Source organism: Bilifractor sp. LCP19S3_H10, from assembly GCF_052119185.1.
GTDB lineage: Bacteria > Bacillota > Clostridia > Lachnospirales > Lachnospiraceae > Bilifractor.
The window spans coordinates 157,111-176,575 of the sequence record NZ_JBQKFT010000001.1 but is presented as its reverse complement, the minus strand read 5'-3'; the positions used below and the strand labels follow the sequence as shown (position 1 = coordinate 176,575).

Annotated in this window: 15 protein-coding genes and 1 riboswitch; of the genes, 9 read left to right on the top strand and 6 right to left on the bottom strand. The window is 49.3% G+C overall.

Annotated elements, in window-relative coordinates:
- The first annotated feature begins 10 nt into the window (after positions 1 to 10).
- The 3 genes from ACTQZS_RS00705 (at position 11) to ACTQZS_RS00695 (ending at position 2,857) form a co-directional block, all read left to right on the top strand.
- Complete coding sequence (locus tag ACTQZS_RS00705; protein ID WP_441474117.1) at positions 11 to 577, top strand: M48 family metallopeptidase; 567 nt, start codon at positions 11 to 13, stop codon at positions 575 to 577.
- Between the two features lie 110 nt (positions 578 to 687).
- On the top strand, positions 688 to 1,629 hold the full coding sequence (locus ACTQZS_RS00700) for an ROK family glucokinase (protein WP_441474116.1): 942 nt from the start codon (positions 688 to 690) through the stop codon (positions 1,627 to 1,629).
- A gap of 391 nt (positions 1,630 to 2,020) precedes the next feature.
- Positions 2,021 to 2,857, top strand: a complete 837-nt coding sequence (locus tag ACTQZS_RS00695) for a deoxyribonuclease IV (RefSeq protein ID WP_441474115.1) — start codon at positions 2,021 to 2,023, stop codon at positions 2,855 to 2,857.
- Between the two features lie 199 nt (positions 2,858 to 3,056).
- Here the strand turns inward: ACTQZS_RS00695 and dapB are convergent, their stop codons facing one another.
- Positions 3,057 to 3,815 carry a 4-hydroxy-tetrahydrodipicolinate reductase gene (dapB, locus tag ACTQZS_RS00690; protein WP_441474309.1) on the bottom strand — a complete coding sequence of 253 codons (759 nt, stop codon included), beginning with the start codon at positions 3,813 to 3,815 and terminating at the stop codon, positions 3,057 to 3,059.
- A gap of 62 nt (positions 3,816 to 3,877) precedes the next feature.
- Positions 3,878 to 4,771, bottom strand: coding sequence for a 4-hydroxy-tetrahydrodipicolinate synthase (gene dapA / locus ACTQZS_RS00685; RefSeq protein WP_441474114.1), 894 nt, complete (start codon positions 4,769 to 4,771; stop codon positions 3,878 to 3,880).
- 433 nt (positions 4,772 to 5,204) lie between these two features.
- A riboswitch (Lysine riboswitch) is annotated at positions 5,205 to 5,378 on the bottom strand.
- A 367-nt stretch (positions 5,379 to 5,745) separates the two neighbouring features.
- Between dapA and typA the strand changes: the two genes are divergently transcribed.
- Positions 5,746 to 7,581, top strand: a complete 1,836-nt coding sequence (gene typA, locus ACTQZS_RS00680) for a translational GTPase TypA (RefSeq protein ID WP_441474113.1) — start codon at positions 5,746 to 5,748, stop codon at positions 7,579 to 7,581.
- A 209-nt stretch (positions 7,582 to 7,790) separates the two neighbouring features.
- Here the strand turns inward: typA and ACTQZS_RS00675 are convergent, their stop codons facing one another.
- The 4 genes from ACTQZS_RS00675 to murC are packed head-to-tail and all read right to left on the bottom strand — an operon-like array spanning position 7,791 to position 12,607.
- Positions 7,791 to 8,978: a ribose-phosphate pyrophosphokinase gene (locus ACTQZS_RS00675; protein ID WP_441474112.1), complete on the bottom strand. Its 1,188-nt coding sequence runs from the start codon at positions 8,976 to 8,978 to the stop codon at positions 7,791 to 7,793.
- A 40-nt stretch (positions 8,979 to 9,018) separates the two neighbouring features.
- Entirely contained in the window at positions 9,019 to 10,053 is a 1,035-nt protein-coding gene (locus ACTQZS_RS00670) for an ATP-binding protein (protein WP_441474111.1), read from the bottom strand.
- A gap of 54 nt (positions 10,054 to 10,107) precedes the next feature.
- The gene (locus ACTQZS_RS00665; protein WP_441474110.1) at positions 10,108 to 11,211 is read right to left on the bottom strand and encodes a DnaD domain protein; all 1,104 of its coding nucleotides are present in this window, start codon (positions 11,209 to 11,211) and stop codon (positions 10,108 to 10,110) included.
- A 16-nt stretch (positions 11,212 to 11,227) separates the two neighbouring features.
- The gene (murC, locus tag ACTQZS_RS00660; protein ID WP_441474109.1) at positions 11,228 to 12,607 is read right to left on the bottom strand and encodes a UDP-N-acetylmuramate--L-alanine ligase; all 1,380 of its coding nucleotides are present in this window, start codon (positions 12,605 to 12,607) and stop codon (positions 11,228 to 11,230) included.
- 412 nt (positions 12,608 to 13,019) lie between these two features.
- Here murC and ACTQZS_RS00655 point away from each other — a divergent pair, with 412 nt between their 5' ends.
- The 5 genes from ACTQZS_RS00655 to ACTQZS_RS00635 all read left to right on the top strand — a co-directional run bounded on the left by ACTQZS_RS00655 (position 13,020) and on the right by ACTQZS_RS00635 (position 19,313).
- Positions 13,020 to 14,297, top strand: coding sequence for a glucose-1-phosphate adenylyltransferase (locus ACTQZS_RS00655; protein WP_441474108.1), 1,278 nt, complete (start codon positions 13,020 to 13,022; stop codon positions 14,295 to 14,297).
- Positions 14,294 to 15,409, top strand: coding sequence for a glucose-1-phosphate adenylyltransferase subunit GlgD (gene glgD / locus ACTQZS_RS00650; protein WP_441098907.1), 1,116 nt, complete (start codon positions 14,294 to 14,296; stop codon positions 15,407 to 15,409). Before ACTQZS_RS00655 ends, glgD begins: the two co-directional genes overlap by 4 nt.
- 31 nt (positions 15,410 to 15,440) lie before the next feature.
- Positions 15,441 to 15,713: a septation regulator SpoVG gene (gene spoVG, locus ACTQZS_RS00645; protein WP_441098906.1), complete on the top strand. Its 273-nt coding sequence runs from the start codon at positions 15,441 to 15,443 to the stop codon at positions 15,711 to 15,713.
- Between the two features lie 157 nt (positions 15,714 to 15,870).
- On the top strand, positions 15,871 to 17,478 hold the full coding sequence (locus tag ACTQZS_RS00640) for an RsmF rRNA methyltransferase first C-terminal domain-containing protein (RefSeq protein WP_441474107.1): 1,608 nt from the start codon (positions 15,871 to 15,873) through the stop codon (positions 17,476 to 17,478).
- Positions 17,479 to 18,323: 845 nt separating this feature from the next.
- Positions 18,324 to 19,313 carry a tyrosine-type recombinase/integrase gene (locus ACTQZS_RS00635; RefSeq protein ID WP_441474106.1) on the top strand — a complete coding sequence of 330 codons (990 nt, stop codon included), beginning with the start codon at positions 18,324 to 18,326 and terminating at the stop codon, positions 19,311 to 19,313.
- Positions 19,314 to 19,465 lie beyond the last annotated feature (152 nt).

Sequence of the window (19,465 nt, the reverse complement as noted above, 5' to 3'; positions counted from 1 at the left end):
GAAGAGGGGCATGAACTACAAGGTAATCCGAAGCCGGAAGAGACGAAAATCCCTGAGCCTTCAGATTACTCCGGATGCCGGAATTGTCGTGCGCGCACCATATTTTGCAACGAACGATGAGATCCGAAGATTTGTGGAAGCCAACCAGGGCTGGATCGAGCGCAACGCCGCCAGGATGGAGAAGAGAAAAGAAGAGCTGGCGAGGAATCCGTACGGAAAAATTACGGAGGATGAAATCCGTAAATTATCGGAACTCGCAGCGCGTACCATCCCCCCAAGAGTGGCTGTTTACGCAGCCGAGATCGGAGTGACCTACGGAAGGATTACCATAAGGAACCAGAAGACACGCTGGGGAAGCTGCTCCGCGAAGGGAAATCTGAACTTTAACTGTCTGCTGATGCTTGTGCCGCCGGATGTGCAGGATTATGTGATCGTTCATGAGCTGTGCCACAGAAAACAGATGAATCATTCCCGGCTGTTCTGGAATGAGGTCGAGAAATTTCTTCCGGATTACAGAGAGAGGGACCGGTGGCTGAAGGAAAACGGAGGCCAGCTGATTGCCCGGACGCGGATGTAATGGAAAACCTGCAGAGTATGATAATAGCAGACTTTTGCTTTGAGGCTTTGAGAGTAAAGATTATAGAGTGAAGGGATTTGTGAAAGAATAGAAAACAGGAGGTTGGAGATATGAAATCATATGCAGTCGGAGTTGATGTAGGGGGAACTACAGTTAAGATTGGAATTTTTCGGACTTCCGGAGATCTGCTTTTGAAATGGGAGATTGTAACGGACAAGAAGGACGGCGGCCGCAATATTCTTCCGGACATTGCGGACTCGATCAAGAGCATGCTGTCGAATAAGGGAATCAGTCTGGATGAGATTCAGGGAGTCGGAATCGGCATTCCGGGAGCAATCCTGAACAGATCGATCGTGAACCGCGCGGTGAACCTTGGATGGGATGTCGTTCCGGTAAAGGATCAGCTGGAACAGCTTTTTGACGGCAAGATCAATGTTCTGGTGGGAAATGATGCAAATGTTGCCGCGCTTGGAGAAATGTGGCAGGGCGGCGGAAAAGGGTTCAAGGATATCGTAATGGTGACACTCGGAACCGGTGTCGGCGGAGGAATCATCATCAACGAGCAGATTCTGGACGGAACCTTCGGCGCTGCGGGAGAGATCGGACACATGCCGGTGAATCCGCAGGAGACAAGAGTCTGCGGATGCGGCAAAAAGGGTCACCTGGAGCAGTATGCGTCCGCAACTGGAATTGCAAACACGGCGAAAGCTGTCGTTTCTTCAACAAAGGAAGAGACGGAGCTGAAAGGGCTGGACAGTATCACGGCAAAGGATGTTTTTGACGCTGCCAAGAGAGGAGACAAGGTGGCTCTTGAAATCGTTGATTACACTGCGGAGATACTGGGCAGAGGTCTCGCGATGGTTGCGGCTGTCGTCGATCCGCAGGCATTTGTGATCGGAGGAGGTGTCTCGAAGGCAGGCCCCATCCTCACAGACTCCATTCAGAAGTATTACAGAAAGTATGCCTTTCATGCATCGGAGGATACAAAGTTTGTCCTGGCTACACTCGGAAATGACGCGGGCATTTACGGAGCGGTACGGATGGTTCTGTGACACGGCGGGGCATCAGCAGAATGGCAATAATCCCAATCTGCGTGTTTTCTGTGACACGGCGGGACATCAGCAGGCTCCGTCATAATTCCAGTCCGCGTTTTTTTTACGCGAACAGTGAGCCGCAGCCGAATGCGAAGTATTCGTGTGCGACGAGCGTCGCGATAGCGAGATAAAACTCGCGCAGCGTGTTTTATCTCGTTCGTGACATCGGTCAGAAAATGGGTGCGGGCGGACATCGTAGATTAGAGAACAGGACTTACAGGAGCGGAAATCGTATGAAGAAAATCGCAGGATACATTCTGGCGGCGCTGGTTGCGGCGGGCTCGGCGTTTATCTTCCTCAGGATGAAGATTTACAAAAAAATAAAAGTATTCAGGAAAAAAGAGGGATAATGATTTACATCGGAAACCATGTATCGATCTCAAAGGGGTACCTCTCGATGGGAAAAATGGAAGAAAGGCTCGGCGGGAATACATTCGCCTTCTTTACCAGAAACCCGCGAGGGGGCAGGAGCAGTGAAGCGGACCCGGAGGACATAGCAGCGCTTAGAGATTTTCTTTCGGCGCATTCCTTCGGCAGGCTGGTGGCGCACGCGCCCTATACAATGAATCTGTGTTCCGCAAAAGAGGATATCCGCGAGTACTCCGAGAACATATTTCGGGAAGATTTACAGAAAATGGAACTTCTGCCCGGACAGTTCTTCAATTTTCACCCGGGCTCCCACTTGAAGCAAGGTTACGAAAGGGCAGCGGATGAAATCGCGGATGTTCTGAACCGGACGATTTCAGCCGATCAGACGACCACGGTCCTTCTGGAAACTATGGCCGGAAAAGGCACAGAAGTCGGACGCAGCTTTGAGGAATTAAAGGGAATCCTTGATAGGACAGAGCGGAAGGAGAAGATCGGTGTATGCTTTGATACCTGCCATGTCTGGGATGCCGGATATGATATCGTGAATGATCTGGACGGGGTGCTCCGGCATTTTGATGAGGTGATAGGCCTGGACAGGCTCTTTGCAGTTCATCTGAATGACAGCAAGAATGAATGCGGCTCTCATAAGGATCGTCACGAGAAGATCGGCTTCGGGAAGATCGGAGAGGAAGCTCTGATGCGGGTTGTGAATCACCCGCTTCTGCAGAACAGGCCATTCATTCTGGAGACGCCGAATGATGACGAAGGTTACCGGAAAGAGATCGTCCTGGTGAAACAGGCAAATCTGGAGGCGTGAAAAGCTGCGGATTGATCCGCAGCTTTTATGACGTAAAGAGTTATATGATTACATGTGGCACACAGATTTGTCAATTGCGTCCAGAGTACAGATTTATTGATTTCATCTGAAATACAGAATTATGCGATTTCATCTGAAATACAGAGTTATGCGATTTCGTCTGACGTGTGGATCTGCCGATTCCGTCTGAAGTACAGACTTACCCGATTACGTCGGACATGTCATACATGCCGGCGGGCTTTCCGGCAAGGAATTTAGCTGCCTCAACCGCGCCTTTGCCGAAGATGGCACGGGAGTAGGCGGTGTGTCGGAATTCAATCACCTCATCCTGCCCTGCAAACATGACGGTGTGATCGCCGACGATGGAGCCACCCCGAACCGAAGAAATACCGATTTCCTTCGGGTCTCTCTTTTCGTGGCGGTCATGACGGCTGAATACGAAGTGATATTCATTGTCGAGAGCTTCGTTCATGCTTTCGCCAAGCGCCAGGGCCGTTCCGCTCGGAGCATCGATCTTTCGGTTGTGGTGTGCTTCCACGATCTCCATATCGTAACCCGCGGGAGCCAGAAGAGCAGCAGCCTCTTTTACAAGTTTCATCAGCAGATTGATGCCGACAGACATATTCGCGGAGCGGAGGATCGGGATGACTTTGCTGCATTCGGCCACCTTCGCGAGGGTCTCCTCCGTGAGAGCGGTAGTGCAGAGAACCAGGGGAAGTCTGCGGTCTACACAGAAATCCAGAAGGGCATCTGTCGCCCGGAAATTTGAAAAATCAATGACAGCATCTGCTTCAACGCAGCAGTCAGCAGGACTGGAAAAAATCGGATACTCACGGACATTATTTGCCGGAGCGATATCAATACCTGCTGCTATAACAGTCTCGGAATCTGCGTTCAGGATGTCAGTCAGAACCTGTCCCATATGTCCGTTGCATCCGCTCAGAATCACCTTTACCATTTCTTTCTCCTTTTTCACAGCTTATTCTTTCAGAACTTTTCCGTTTTCAGATCCAAAGAGATTTATTTTACCTTGATTCCGAAGTCAATCAATGATTTTCTGAGCCGCTCGGTGTCCGCCTCGGATCCCATACCGTAGAGCGGTCCGCGGAGAGGACCGACCTCTTTGCCCATCATGTTCAAGGCAACCTTAACCGGGATCGGGTTCACCTCACAGAAGAGAGAGTCGATCAGGTCGATGGCATTCAGCTGCATCGCACAGGAACCCTTAGTATCGCCGTTCAGGTATTTCCAGCACATCTCATGGGTATATCCGGGCGCGACATTTGAGAGAACGGAGATTACGCCGAGGCCGCCGAGAGACATAATCGGAACAACCTGATCGTCATTTCCGGAGTAAATATCCAGAGCATCACCGGCAAGAGATTTTGTCTTCGCAATCTGGGAAAGATTGCCGCTTGCAGCCTTGATTGCCACGATGTTCTTTACATTCTTTCCAAGGTAGGCTGCTGTCTCCGGGAGAATATTGCAGCCGGTTCTGGAAGGAACGTTGTACATGATGATCGGTGTGTGTACCGATTCCGAAACCTCAGTGTAATGGCGGATCAGGCCTGCCTGCGTCGCCTTGTTGTAATATGGGGTGACGACGAGAAGCCCGTCGACTCCGGCTTTTTCAGCTTCTGTAGAAAGGTAAATCGCGGTTTTGGTGCTGTTGGATCCGGTTCCTGCAACAACCGGAATTCTGTGATTGACGGTCTCTACACAGTGGCTGATGGTGGCGATATGTTCTTCCTCAGAGAGCGTTGCAGACTCGCCGGAAGTTCCGCAGATGACGATGCAGTCGGTTCCCTCCGCGATATGCCACTCGATCAGCTCATCGAGCTTATCGTAATTTACAGTTTCGTCTTCATTCATCGGGGTGACGAGCGCGACACCGGCTCCTTTAAAAATTGCCATGACAGATCCTCCTTGATTTGGGTTAGAAATTGATTCTTCACGTTGCCAGTCTGTGTACTTGTAACTGTGTACACAGTTTCGCACAGTCGTGTCTGTACATCGATGTCTATGCATCGATATCTGTGCATCCATATCTATGCATCTATGTCAGTGTGTTGATATCTGTGCATCTATGTCAGTGCGTTGATATCTGTGCATTGATGTCAGTGCATTGCTAGCTGTGCATCAATATCTGTGCATCTATGTCAGTGCATTGATATCCGTGCATTCATATCTGTGGGATAGATGCATCAGTGTATGTGAACAATGCCTTGAGACAAAAAATATGCGCCGCCGGAATGGCGCCGCCTGACATTTTGATGAAGCAGATCCGCCCGGGGCGTAAAAACCGTTACCGGAATGCAGCCGGCGATCATGATTCATCGTATATGTATCTGCGGATAGCGCTCCATCTGACGATGACAGTCATAAACCTGTTCGATTCATGCCCAAGAAAAAGAAAGCAGAGATCCCTTCCTTTCGGCGTATGTCCCTTTCTCCGCGTCTTCCCCTGCACTCTGCTGCATCGAACCGGATACTCTTGAGATACGCAACCTCTATCACATATAAGGCGATTATATCGTCTGCATAAATGCTTGTCAAGATAACGAAAAGACGATTATCGTTCAATCTGTTCAAAAAAGTTCGTGGAAACCGCATAAAATCAGACCTTTGCAGACTACACAAAGGGAAAATGTTGTGATATAATTTCGTGGTTGCAGATAGTGAAAAAATATACAGAGTTGCCCCGTTTCAGGGGTCAGGCAGTGAGATCTGCCCGGGTTCGGCAGAAGAAAAGCTTGAATATTTGAATCCGGAGGCAGGTTTTCCCAGGAGCAATGTCCGCGAGACCGGAAACGTGTTTTCCAAGGGACAATGTCCGGGAGAGCAGACGCACGTTGATGCTGCCGGCATTAGATGTGAGGTTAAAGATTATGAAAATTACCAGAAACGATATCCGTAACGTTGCCATTATTGCCCATGTTGATCACGGCAAGACAACGCTGGTAGATAAATTGCTGAGACAGAGCGGAGTATTCCGGGATAATCAGCAGGTACAGGAAAGAGTCATGGACTCCGGCGCAATTGAAAAGGAGCGTGGAATCACCATCCTTTCCAAGAACACTGCGGTTCAATATAAGGACACCAAGATCAACATCATCGACACACCCGGACATGCTGATTTCGGCGGCGAGGTAGAGCGTGTACTGAAGATGGTAAATGGCGTTATCCTTCTGGTAGATGCGTTTGAAGGGCCGATGCCGCAGACACGTTTTGTCCTTGAGAAGGCTCTGGCACTAAATCTGAAGGTTGTGGTCTGCATCAATAAGGTAGACCGTCCGAACGCGCGCCCGACTGAGGTGGTGGACGAGGTCCTCGAGCTTCTGATGGATCTCGGAGCTTCCGATGAGCAGCTCGACGCTCCCTTCCTCTACGCTTCTGCGAGAGACGGATGGTGCACCAACGAGCTTGATGACGAGAGAAAGGACATGACACCACTCTTCGAGGCAATCCTGAAATATATTCCAGCTCCGACAGGTGACCCGGATGCCGGTATTCAGATGCTGGTATCAACCATCGATTACAATGAGTATGTCGGCCGGATTGGAATCGGTAAAATCGACAATGGAACATTGTCTTTGAATCAGGAAGTTCTTCTGATGAATCATCATGATCCGGACAAGAAGGCACGGGTAAAGATCAGTAAGATGTATGTCTTCGACGGACTGAAGAGAGTTGAGGTTGAAAAGGCAACGGTAGGAGAGATCGTAGCGGTATCCGGTATCGCGGATCTGCATATCGGAGATACGCTCTGCGATCTGGAGAACCCGCAGCCGATTCCATTCCAGAAGATTGAGGATCCCACGATTTCCATGAATTTCGTGGTCAACGATTCACCTCTTGCAGGAACCGAGGGAACCTATGTTACTTCCCGGCATCTTCGCGACCGTTTGTTCCGTGAGCTGAACACCGATGTGTCGCTCCGGGTTGAGGAGACAGATTCTGCGGACTGCTTCAAGGTATCCGGACGAGGAGAGCTTCATCTGTCGGTTCTGATCGAGGAGATGAGACGTGAGGGCTACGAATTCGCGGTCAGCAAGGCAGAGGTTATTTACAAGTACGATGAACGTGGCAGGAAGCTGGAGCCGGTGGAGCTGGCATACATCGATGTGCCGGATGAGTATTCAGGGGCTGTGATTCAGTCGCTGAGCGAGCGGAAGGGCGAGCTTCAGGGAATGAGCGTCGGTGAGAACGGTATTACCCGTCTGGAGTTCAGCATTCCTTCGAGAGGTCTGATCGGTTTCCGCGGCAACTTCATGACGATGACAAAAGGAACGGGAATCCTGAACACGATTTTTGATGATTATGCACCGTACAAGGGTGATATTGTGTTCCGCAAACAGGGATCTCTGATCGCCTTTGAGCCAGGAGTATCCGTTGCGTACGGGCTGTTCGCAGCGCAGCAGAGAGGAACGCTGTTCATCGGACCGGGTGAAAAGGTTTACGCGGGAATGGTTGTCGGCATGTCTTCCAAGCCGGAGGATATTGAGCTGAACGTTTGCAAGACCAAGCATCTGACCAACACCCGTACCTCTTCATCAGACGAGGCGCTCGTGCTGACGCCTCCGATGATTCTCTCTCTCGAGCAGGCACTGGAATTCATAGACAGTGACGAGCTTCTGGAGGTAACTCCGAAGAGTCTTCGTATTCGTAAGCGTCAGCTTGATTCCAGACTCAGAAAGCGCGAGGGAATCAGAAAGAACGGATAAAAGAGCCGGTCACAGATACAGGCGGGCGGCCTGAAAATCGAAAAATCGGATTACGAGAGAAAAGTAAAAAGAGCCTGTAACAGATGCAGACAAGAGCAAGGAAAAACGAGACGGCCGGAACATTTCCCCGAGCAGGAAATGTTCCGGCCGTCTCGTTCTGTTACCACTTTCGCAGATGACAACAGGAATGAGATGCATCTGTCTGCTGATCAGATTTTCTCGTGATTCTCGAATTTTTTCAGAACCTTCTGGATACGGTCTACCGGGTCCAGAAGACTGCTGATGGAAGCGTCGTGATTCAGTGTATCGATCAGAAGCGCTATGTACTTGCTCATATCACAGCTGATATAATATGGCCGCTGCAGAAGCTCCGGCCTCTGGTATACAAGATTTGTTGTGACAAGCTTTGTGAACACTCCCTTGCGGTAGGCTTCATCAAAGCTGTCGAGTCCGTTCGTGAACAGACCGAAGGTGGCACACATGTAGATGTTCTTCGCCCCGCGCTCCTTGAGCAGAGAGGCAACTTCAATCATGCTGTCTCCGGAGGAGATCATATCGTCGATGATGATCATATCCTTGCCCTTTACGTCAGCCCCGAGGAATTCATGGGCAACGATCGGGTTTCTGCCATCGATGATGGTGGAATAATCGCGGCGTTTATAGAACATACCCATATCGACACCGAGGTTATTGGCGATGTAGATTGCTCTCGCCATGCCGCCCTCATCCGGGCTGATGCACATCAGGTGATCGGAATCGATCTTCATGTCAGGTTCCGCGTGCCGGAGGATGTTCTTGATGAACTGGTAGGATGCAGAGATGGTCTCAAATCCGTGAAGCGGGATCGCGTTCTGTACGCGAGGGTCGTGAGCATCGAAGGTGATGATATTTTCGACGCCCATTCCGACCAGCTCCTTGAGACCAAGGGCACAGTCCAGGGACTCACGGCCGGAACGCTTGTGCTGACGGCTCTCATAGAGGAAAGGCATGATCACGTTGATTCTTCTGGCCTTTCCGCCGATTGCCGCGATCGCCCGCTTAAGATCCTGAAAGTGGTCGTCCGGGGACATGTGATTGACATAGCTGCCGAGCTTATAGGTCAGAGAGTAGTTGCAGACATCAACGAGAAGGTAGATATCGTCTCCGCGGACGGACTCGCCGATGACTCCCTTTGCTTCGCCAGAACCAAATCTGGGAATGTCGCACGGAATAATGTATGAACTTCTCTCATAGCCCTCGACAGCCGATGAGGTTTTGTGATCCGATTCCCGGTCCCTTCTCCACTGCACGAGATAATCATCCACCTTGCTGCCGATCGTTGTACAGCTCTTTAACGGAATGATCCCGAGACGTCCGACCGGTAGGGAGTCATAGTAATTGTCGTTTCTGTTTGCCATATCTGAAATTCCTCCTTAAAACTGCAGGTTTCAAGTAGCATTATTCTGAGGTCTGATTCCGGTTCCGGTCCGGACCGTCGGCGGAGAGCCGTTTGCGGATCCGGATGTCTTCTCCGGAAATATGAATCAGACGGTATGAACCCATTATACGTGAAAAAGTACGTTCTGAGAAGGCTTCCCGGACCTTCATAATGGAAAGGTTTGTGGAAATGATCGTTGATTTTTTCTGAAGAATCCGTTCGTTTACGATGAGGAAAAGCTCGGATGTCACAAAATTATTCAGCATTTCCGTGCCGAGATCGTCAATGATCAGAAGATCACAGTCGTATACGGTCTCATACGTTTCCTTCAGATCTTCTTCAGAATGAAATTTGTATCTGCTCATGAGATCAAAGAGATCATATGCTGTCAGATACAGAACACTGCATCCGAGATCCAGAACTCCTTTCGCAATGGCGTGGGAGAGATGCGTTTTTCCGACGCCTACATCACCATAGAAGAAAAGATTTTCCGGTGTGCCCTTCCTGTGATTCTGCCGGAAATCCCGCACAAAATTCCTTGAAACAGCAAGAGCATTCTCGGCTTCCCAGTAGAAGGATTTCTGATTTACCTTATTAAAGGAATCTGTCGGATAGTATTTCAGTGAAAAATTATCAAAGGTGTCGGATTCCAGAGCATCCTTCAGATTTGAGGCGGAATAGAGCAGATCAATCTCAAGCTGGCGGAAACAGCTGCATTTCCGGTCTCCGACATATCCGGTGTCGTGGCAGAGAGGGCAGTCATACCGTGGCTCCAGGTAGTCCTCGGGATAGCCGTTCGAGAGGAGGAGCGCACGACGCTCCTCGGCAAGATCCTGAATTGCCCGGTCGGTGTCGAGATCGCTGCCCTTCGGATCACCCAGGAGAAAGAAGGCCTTTCGGACCGATACGGAGGCTACCTCGGCATCGATCTCGGGGAGACGTGGGATCTTCGCGTAGACCTCCGCTTTTCGGCGGTCCAGATCGCGACGACTTTTCAGCTGCTTCTGGCTGTAGATACGCATAATAGCATCATATTGTGAGTTGGACAGAGGCATAATCCCTCCTCTCTGTGTCTGGTTTCAGACGCGGATGCAGAGGAAGCCCGGAGATTAGTCCGGTGTTTCCGACTGCTGGTTCAAAAGAAGCTCCTGCTCGAGACGGTCGAAATCGTAGTCCCGCTGATGGAAATTCTCGTTGAAACGTGTCGAGGATTTTGCGGGTTCTCTTCCCGGACGTTTTTGAGACAGAGCCGTGTTCCCGGCTTCGGAAGACGCATGGGACTGGCGATAGGCGGAATCGAGCTTCTGAATATCGTCCGGCGTGTGGACGCCTGCCTTGTTCCAGTCGGAGAGAATGCGGTCCGCGTAGGAAAAAGAAGGCTGTCCGGTCTGCCGGATGGTCCGGCTGGCTGCCTCGCGGATCAGATCCATCGGCATTGCGTATTCCTTCAGCCATTTGTCCATCATCTTTATCTCATCGGGGATCGGATTGCGATTCCGGATGCCGAAGGCACGGAAAATCGCGAAATACCTGTCCTTCCAGGAACTGGAATATTCCTTCGCGGCCTGTACGGTTGTGAGCTTCTCATCGTTCCATGCAAGCCCGACCTTTTCAATGTAATTCATGTTCCGGCCGCCCCGCGATACGCAGTATTCCACCAAGTAGTCGATCAGATCAACCGGAAAATGAAGAACATCGTAGAAATACAAAATCCGGCGCATATCTGTTGCACTCAGGGGATGACCGATATACTGTTCAGTGAAGAAAAGAATTTGCCGTACATCCTCATTGTCTTTGAGTTCCTTTGCCCGGGCAGAGGAAATCTGCGCGGGAGCCGTTTTTTTCTCAGGGGGTTCGGGCGGTTTCCTCTCAGAGGGCTCCTCCGGTACATACTGAGTTTTCTGCAGTGAAGGCTGAATGGGCAAAAGCTCGATCTTCTCAAGCTCCCGTTCCTTCCCCCGGTAAGAGAGATTCAGAAGCCCGGCCTGCTGCCAGTAGCGAAGCGCGCGGAGAACATCCTTTTCCGTGCATGAAAAAACATCTGCAAGGGAGGAGAGCGTAGGATTGAAATCCTGCCGGTGGACACTCCGGAGCAGATACAGATAGATTTTCACAAAATCCCCGTTGGCACGGGGCATATAATAATCGATAAAGTCGTCTGCCAGAAGTGTCATTCCGGCAAGACGACTGTCCTTAATGGTTAACAAACCCATAGTTATTTCACCTGCGTCAGTCGATCAGATCCTCTCCGACCTGAACAATATTTCCTGCTCCCATGGTGATCACAAGATCGCCGTCCTTGACATTCGCGCGCAGGAAGTCTTCGATCTCCTCGAAGGACGGAAAATAGTCACAGTCAGTTCCCAGCTTCTGGATCTCCGCCTGAAGATCCCTGGAGGAAACACCGTAGATGTCAAGCTCGCGCGCTGCGTAGATGTCCGCGAGCACCACATGATCCGCAATGGAGAGTGCCTCCGCAAACTGCGGAAGAAGTGCCTTTGTCCTTGTGTAGGTGTGGGGCTGGAATACACACCAGATCGTTTCGTGGGGAACACGCTCCGCGGTGTGCAGGGTTGCCTTGATCTCGGTTGGATGATGTGCGTAATCGTCGATGACGGTGGCTCCGCACTTCATTTTGCCCTTGTACTCAAAACGACGATTCGTGCCGTGAAAGCTCTCGAAGCCATTCTCGATGGTAGCGGCATCGATACCGAGCTCTCTGGCGAGGGCAATGGCGGCAAGTGCGTTGCTGACATTGTGCTGTCCGGGCACCTGTAGCGAGAAATTGCCGATGGGGTTGCCCTTGTACAGAGCACGGAATGAGGCATTCCCCCGCTTGTCATAGGTCACGAGATCTGCGGTATACTCTCCCTTGTTGCTCATGGAGTAGGTGATGATCTTGCAGGTAAGCCCCTTGGTGATCATCTTGCATGCCGGATCATCGGCATTGATGATCAGCACTCCGTCGTCCGGGAGAAGCTCCGCGAACTTCCGGAAGGAATGACGGATATCGTCCAGATCCTTGAAAAAATCCAGATGATCCGCATCAATGTCGAGAATGATGCTGATCTTCGGGAAGAAACTGAGGAAGCTGTTGGTATATTCGCATGCCTCCATCAGAAATGTATTGTTGCTTCCGATTCTGTAATTGCCTTTGATCAGAGGCAGTATACCGCCGACGGAGATCGTCGGATCCATATCGGCCGCCATGAGAATGTGTGCAGCCATGGAAGTTGTCGTGGTCTTACCATGGGTTCCGGAGACGCAGATCGGAATCTTATAGTTCTTCATCATCTGTCCCAGAAGCTGTGCCCTGGTGAGGAGCGGAATTTTCTTCGCGACCGCAGCGGCATACTCCGGATTGCTCGGATGGATTGCTGCAGTGTATACAACGACATTAATGCCATCGGTAATGTTATCGGCTGCCTGCTGATATGCAATTCTGGCACCAGCCGCCTGCAGACGATCCGTCAGCTCTGATTCATGGGAATCAGAACCGGAGACGACGAAGCCCTCCTTCAGGAGAATTGCGGCAAGTCCGCTCATGCTGATTCCGCCGATGCCGATGAAGTGGACATGTGACGGTTTGTCAAAATTTATTTTATACATAGTATGGATAACTCCTTTTTATATGCGAGAGACGCATCCGGGGCAGAATACACCTCCGATCGGTTCTGCTTATATGCGAAAAGTAAGACGCATCCGGCCGCAGAACATCTCACAGATGATTTCTGTATATGTGCGAAAAATGAGAAGCACCCGACCGCAGAATCTCTCAGATTATTTCTGCCGATACAGCGTATCAATTATACCCTTGCGACCTTAATATTTCAAGCAGACGCCTGAGGTGATAATGACGAATTTCGCACAGCACATACAATACTGATATGCACTGTTTTCGGCAAAAGTTATAAAAAACCGACAAATTGAATTGGAAAATTATTTAAAATGTTCACTTTTGAAAATGACTATGATATAATCTTTTTATCGATATAATCTTTTCAAGACAAGAGGTGATTCCATGGTCAAAAAAGAAATGATCGCCATGATCCTCGCGGGCGGACAGGGAAGCAGGCTTGGTGTGCTTACTTCGAAGGTTGCAAAGCCTGCGGTGGAATTCGGCGGTAAATACAGAATCATTGATTTCCCTCTCAGTAACTGTATTAATTCCGGAATCGATACGGTGGGTGTACTGACACAGTATCAGCCGCTTCGGCTGAACAGTCATATCGGAATAGGAATCCCCTGGGACCTGGACCGGAATGTCGGGGGTGTCACTGTTCTTCCGCCATATGAGAAGAATACAGATACGGAGTGGTACACAGGAACCGCAAATGCAATTTTTCAGAATCTGGCATATATGGAGTCCTATAATCCGGAATATGTTCTGATTCTCGGCGGTGATCACATCTACAAGATGGATTATGAGGTTATGCTGGATTTCCATCGCGCGAACAAGGCGGATGTTACGATTGCATGTATGCCTGTTCCGATGGAGGAGGCGAGCCGTTTCGGTATCATGATCACAGACGGTAAAGGACGGATAACCGAGTTTGAGGAAAAACCGGAGCATCCGAGGAGCAACCTTGCTTCCATGGGAATCTATATCTTCTCCTGGAAGACATTAAAAGAATCTCTGATTGCGCTCAAGGATCAGCCAGGGTGCGATTTCGGGAAGCATATTCTGCCTTACTGCAGGGACAGGGGCAACCGGCTGTTCGCTTACGAATTCAACGGTTACTGGAAGGACGTCGGAACGTTGGGATCCTACTGGCAGGCGAACATGGAGCTGATCGACATCATACCGGAATTCAATCTGTATGAGGAATACTGGCGGATCTACACAAAGGGAGACATCATCCGGCCGGAGTACATCTCCGAAAGCGGTGCTGCAGATCGCTGTATCATCGGCGAAGGCTCGGAGATCTATGGGGAAGTTCACAATTCGGTGATCGGTCCCGGTGTCACCATACAGAAGGGAGCTGTTGTCAGGGATTCTATCATCATGAGGCGATCCACTGTCGGGGCGGGCACGAAGATTGAGAAGGCAATTATTGCTGAGCAGGTCCGTATCGGTGACAACTGCAGCATCGGTGTCGGAGAGGAGGCTCCAAACGTCTTCAAACCGAATATTTACGCCTTCGGTCTTGCCACAATCGGTGAGGATACCGTGATTCCGGACGGTATTACGGTAGGGAAGAATACGGTGATATCGGGCAAGACCGTTCCTGAAGATTATGAAAACGGCATTCTTCCCGGAGGAGGAGCGTTGATCAGGGAGGACGGTGATATCCTATGAGAGCATTAGGTATTATTCTTGCAGGAGGAAACAGCAACCGGATGCGGGAGCTCTCGGAGAAGAGGTGCATCGCCGCTATGCCGGTCGCCGGGAGTTACCGGAGCATTGATTTTGCACTGAGCAGTATGACGAATTCGCATATCCAGAAGGTCGCTGTACTCACACAGTACAATGCAAGATCCCTGAATAATCATCTGATGTCATCGAAGTGGTGGGATTTTGGAAGAAAGCAGGGAGGCCTGTATGTCTTCACTCCTACCGTGACATCGACGAACAACTGGTGGTACAGAGGCACGGCAGATGCTATCTACCAGAACATACAGTGGCTGAAGGAAAGCCATGAACCCTATGTCATTATTGCCTCCGGCGACGGAATCTATAAGCTGGATTTCAATAAGGTCCTGGAATATCATATTGCGAAGCGTGCGGATATCACCATTGTCTGCACGGAATGTCATGACGATGATCCGAACCGGTTCGGCGTACTGAAGATGAACGAGGACTACCGCATAGAGGAGTTCGAAGAAAAACCCATGGTTTCAGATTCGAGCTTGATTTCAACGGGAATCTATGTTATAAGAAGGAGACAGTTAATAGAGCTCCTTGAGCGTTGTGCACAAGAAGGGCGGTATGACCTGGTTAAAGATATCTTTATCCGCTACAAGAATCTGAAGCGGATTTATGGATATAAAATAAATACCTATTGGAGTAACATTGCGACGGTGGAATCCTATTATAGAACAAATATGGATTTCCTTAAACCGGAGGTAAGGGATTTCTTCTTCAATGAATATCCCGAGATCTATTCAAAGATTGATGACCTCCCGCCGGCAAAATACAATCCTGGCAACATAGTGAAAAACAGTCTGATATCGAGTGGTTGTATCATTAATGGACAAGTTGAAAATTCTATTCTTTTCAAAGACGTATATGTAGGCAACAATTGTGTGATCAAGAATTCCATCGTCCTGAACAATGTGTACCTTGGGGATAATACTCACATTGAGAATTGTATCGTCGAAAGCCGCGATACAATAAGGGCGAACTCTTATTACTGCGGCGAAGACAGAATCAAGATCGTGGTCGAAAAGAACGAGAGATACGCGATCTGAAATGCCTGCTGAACGCGGGAGAAGGAGCCTTATGCAGATCACAGATGTCAGAGTACGTAAAGTAACAAAAGAAGGGAAAATGAAGGCGGTTGTTTCCATTACCCTGGATGATGAATTCGCAGTTCACGATATTAAGATTATCGAAGGCGAAAAGGGATTGTTTATCGCAATGCCGAGCAGGAAGACAACAGACGGAGAATACAGGGACATCGCTCATCCGATCAATTCCGAGACGCGAGACAGAATTCAGAAGATTATTCTGGAGAAATATGGAGAAGTTCTGGATCAGGATGAAGAAGAGTAATTGGTAATACCAATCACAGCTTACATTATAATAGGAAGAAACAGAGTTCTTCATCGCTCAGAACACGGACAAGAAAACAGAGAAAATCAGAAAGCACCTGGCAGTGACTGTCAGGTGCTTTCTGTCGAAGTGCGGACGGGCGCAGAGAGAGGGAAAGATGAAGCTTCCATATGAGTTTGATGAGAGAATGAAGGAGATGCTTGGTGGGGAATATGACGACTTCATGGCAAGCTATGACAGACCGAGGTTTCGGGGTCTTCGCGTGAATACCATGAAGGTCACACCGGAAGAATTCGAGAAGGATGCTCCCTTTCCGGTCCGAAGAGTTCCCTGGGTGTCCGACGGATTTATCTATCCGAATGATGTTTTTCCCGCGCGGCATCCGTATTATGCCGCGGGCGTTTATTATCTTCAGGAACCGAGCGCAATGACGCCGGCAAGCCGGCTGCCGGTTGAACCCGGAGACCGGGTGCTGGATCTCTGTGCGGCTCCGGGCGGAAAGGCAACGGAACTCGCTGCAAGGCTCCGGGGGACGGGAATTCTTGTGGCGAATGATGCCAGCAATTCCAGGGCGAAGGCTCTTCTTCGAAATCTCGAGCTGTTCGGTACAGAGAATATGTTCGTGACGAACGAAATGCCTGACCGGCTTGCCGATGTTTTTTCCGGCTATTTTGATAAGATTCTTGTGGATGCACCCTGTTCCGGCGAAGGGATGTTCCGGAAGGATCCGGATGTCGCTGAAACCTGGAGCCCGGAGCGCGTGAGGTATTTTGCGTCTCAGCAGCGGAATATTCTCGAAAATGCCAGAAAAATGCTGAAACCGGGAGGATACCTTATGTATTCCACCTGTACGTTTTCACCGGAAGAGGATGAACAGATGATCAGCTGGTTTATCCGTACATTTCCAGATTTTTCTCTCCAGGAGATGGAGGGCTATGCGGGATTTTCGGAAGGAAGACCTGACTGGGCCGACGGTAATCCGGAGCTCCGGAAATGTGTGAGAATCTGGCCGCACAGAATGGATGGCGAGGGACATTTCCTGGCACTGATGCGAAGAAATTTATCTGTGGATCCGGAGCTTGAAGCGGAATCGGGTCAGAGACAAGGCAATATCGCAGCTTCTGCATTGTCCGCATCAAGAGGACTTGCCGATGCCGTGACGGGATTCCCTGCAGGTGAAAGGGCAGGCTGTACGGAAGCCGGTTTATCAGTATTGGGAATAGGAGACCGTGCGCGGACGGACGACCGTACGCAGAGCGATTTGCTTTGCAGAAGGAAGAAGAAGACGCGCAGAGGCGGAGCCTCGGGAAAAGGCAGAGGAAGAGAAAATATGCCATCAGACATCCGCCCGGATCCGGAGCAGATGGAGCTTCTCAGTGAGTTTCTGCCACAGGCAGATCCGGAGAAAATTGAGCGACGTGCAGGGAAAGGATATTATGTACAGGAACTGCCCGATGGCGCGGGAAGGCTGAATTTTCTGAGAAACGGCCTTTATCTCGGGGAATGGAAGAAAAAAAGATTTGAGCCGTCACAGCCTCTCGCTATGGCGCTGAATCCGGAGAAATTCGGGAGGGCTTTTTCCATGAAACCGGGGGATGAAAGAATTGCCCGCTATCTTCACGGGGAGACAATCCAGGCGGATCCGGAGAGGGAGAAGATCAGCGACGGATGGAATCTCATCTGTGTGGATCGATTTCCGATCGGATGGGGAAAATATGCGAATGGTACGATAAAGAATAAGTACGCGGCTTCCTGGAGGAAGTGAGAGACGGAAAACCGAAAGCTGCAATTTGCGGCAATACAGAAGAAAATGTCGGAACATATAAATGACATACCGGAACATTCGTACAACATGGAAATGAGAGGTACACAGAAAATTATATGCTGACCGGAGCAGAGTGAACTCCGGAACAGAACTACGGAGCCCGCGTACCTCTTTTTGAGCATTTCACGACACGAAGAAGCCCCGGAAGTGACTCGCGGAACGATTCTCGTCCGGAATCGGACGCGCTGTGGGTTAGTATCATGAGAATACCCGAGTATGCCGGATTATCGCCGGCAGCAAAGAAGTGAAATAAAAGCGGATTGAAACGGTAAAGAGTTCCGAGTGAAGACTGGCATAGAGGTTGATAAAATATCAGCAGAATTATTGTTTTGAAAAACTAAAAAGCAGTGGCATATTTCTATATCCTGAAGTATACTGATTATATCAAAATAGCCATAAAAAATAAAAACACCCCCGGACTGCAATATAAGAAATTATTATATTGCAGTTCTGACTCAGTTTTGTAATTGTATATATTATATAAATATTCTGGTCAATATCTCCGTTTCGATCATATTATACATTATCCTGTATATTATTGCAAGAAAATATGTTTAATTACTAGAAGATATTGTTACTGTTTGTACCGTACTCCGAAAAGTGAAATTTGCAGATGAAGTTTCCGCCATCCGGCAATGCTCAGACAGCCACATTTTGAATTTACTGTTCTGTTAACTGAATGCTGACAAAATTCCCATGGCTTTTCAGATAATTATACAGGAAAGAACCCCGGAAGGTGAGCTATAATTTGCTACTGGACTGGCATGATCGTTGGAAAGGAGAATATGAATAGGGAAGAAGAAAACCGAAATCAAACCGTCACGGTACATGAATTCCTGGAGAGTTATCGTCGCTATCTGGATGAGGATCCTGCATTGTCCGGCAAAACACCTGCAACATATTCATACCTCATTGAAAAACATCTCATCCATGATCTTGGAGAATACCAGCTGTCGGAGCTGGATTCTGATGTTCTGAACAGCTATCTGAAGAAAAAATTATCAGACGGAAGGCTGGATAATTCCGGAGGCCTTTCTCCCACAACCGTTTCGGAGTTGAGAACGATCCTGAACTCTGCCTTCAAATATGCGAAATGCAATCACTATTGTGTGCAGGACATTAATGATCTGGTACATGTTTCTTTTCATCAGCCGGAAATCAGTATTTTCAACCGGGAAGAGACAGGCAAGATGGTTCGATATCTGACGCAGCATCCGACACCATACAACAGCGGTGTCCTTCTGGCGCTTGTGAGTGGAATCCGGATCGGAGAACTTTGCGCACTGACATGGGGCGACCTGAATCTCGATGAGGGAGTGCTTCAGATTACAAAATCTCTCGGCAGACTTCCAAATCCGAATGCGGATACAGATGGACACAGAACACATCTCGTGATCGCTCCGCCAAAGACCAGAAACTCCATCCGTTCCATTCCGCTACCGCCGGAAATCCTTGATCTTTTGAGGAAACAGCAGCAGCCGTCAGATGTGTACCTGTTAACGGGCAGGAGAAAATGTATGGAGCCCTCTTCCTGCAGTAAGCGTTTCCGAAATCTGCTGAAGAAACTTGACATTCCTGCCAGAAATTTTCACACGCTGCGTCACACCTTTGCAACTGCTTGTATCAGAGACGGCGCCGATCCGAAAACGGTAAGCATGATACTTGGACATGCGAGTGTAAATATTACCATGCTGATGTATGTGCATCCGAGCCTTGAGGATAAACGCCGGGTCATGGAACAGGTGTATACACACACTTACATCCCACCATCCTGATGGCCATTATTTGTCCAGAACTGCAATATAATAATTTCTTATATTGCACCTGATTATACTTATTGTAATATTATTCAGATAACTGTCGATGATGCATTACGAGGGCACCCTTGGAAACGATGTTTTCAAGGGTGCTTTTTTCGGTAACATAA

Excerpts from the sequence above, each read along its gene's own strand:
- ACTQZS_RS00705 (WP_441474117.1), top strand. The coding sequence starts at position 11 with ATGAACTACAAGGTAATCCGAAGCCGGAAGAGACGAAAATCCCTGAGC.
- ACTQZS_RS00700 (WP_441474116.1), top strand. The coding sequence starts at position 688 with ATGAAATCATATGCAGTCGGAGTTGATGTAGGGGGAACTACAGTTAAG.
- ACTQZS_RS00695 (WP_441474115.1), top strand. The coding sequence starts at position 2,021 with ATGATTTACATCGGAAACCATGTATCGATCTCAAAGGGGTACCTCTCG.
- dapB (WP_441474309.1), bottom strand. The coding sequence starts at position 3,815 with ATGGTAAAGGTGATTCTGAGCGGATGCAACGGACATATGGGACAGGTT.
- dapA (WP_441474114.1), bottom strand. The coding sequence starts at position 4,771 with ATGGCAATTTTTAAAGGAGCCGGTGTCGCGCTCGTCACCCCGATGAAT.
- typA (WP_441474113.1), top strand. The coding sequence starts at position 5,746 with ATGAAAATTACCAGAAACGATATCCGTAACGTTGCCATTATTGCCCAT.
- ACTQZS_RS00675 (WP_441474112.1), bottom strand. The coding sequence starts at position 8,978 with ATGGCAAACAGAAACGACAATTACTATGACTCCCTACCGGTCGGACGT.
- ACTQZS_RS00670 (WP_441474111.1), bottom strand. The coding sequence starts at position 10,053 with ATGCCTCTGTCCAACTCACAATATGATGCTATTATGCGTATCTACAGC.
- ACTQZS_RS00665 (WP_441474110.1), bottom strand. The coding sequence starts at position 11,211 with ATGGGTTTGTTAACCATTAAGGACAGTCGTCTTGCCGGAATGACACTT.
- murC (WP_441474109.1), bottom strand. The coding sequence starts at position 12,607 with ATGTATAAAATAAATTTTGACAAACCGTCACATGTCCACTTCATCGGC.
- ACTQZS_RS00655 (WP_441474108.1), top strand. The coding sequence starts at position 13,020 with ATGGTCAAAAAAGAAATGATCGCCATGATCCTCGCGGGCGGACAGGGA.
- glgD (WP_441098907.1), top strand. The coding sequence starts at position 14,294 with ATGAGAGCATTAGGTATTATTCTTGCAGGAGGAAACAGCAACCGGATG.
- spoVG (WP_441098906.1), top strand. The coding sequence starts at position 15,441 with ATGCAGATCACAGATGTCAGAGTACGTAAAGTAACAAAAGAAGGGAAA.
- ACTQZS_RS00640 (WP_441474107.1), top strand. The coding sequence starts at position 15,871 with ATGAAGCTTCCATATGAGTTTGATGAGAGAATGAAGGAGATGCTTGGT.
- ACTQZS_RS00635 (WP_441474106.1), top strand. The coding sequence starts at position 18,324 with ATGAATAGGGAAGAAGAAAACCGAAATCAAACCGTCACGGTACATGAA.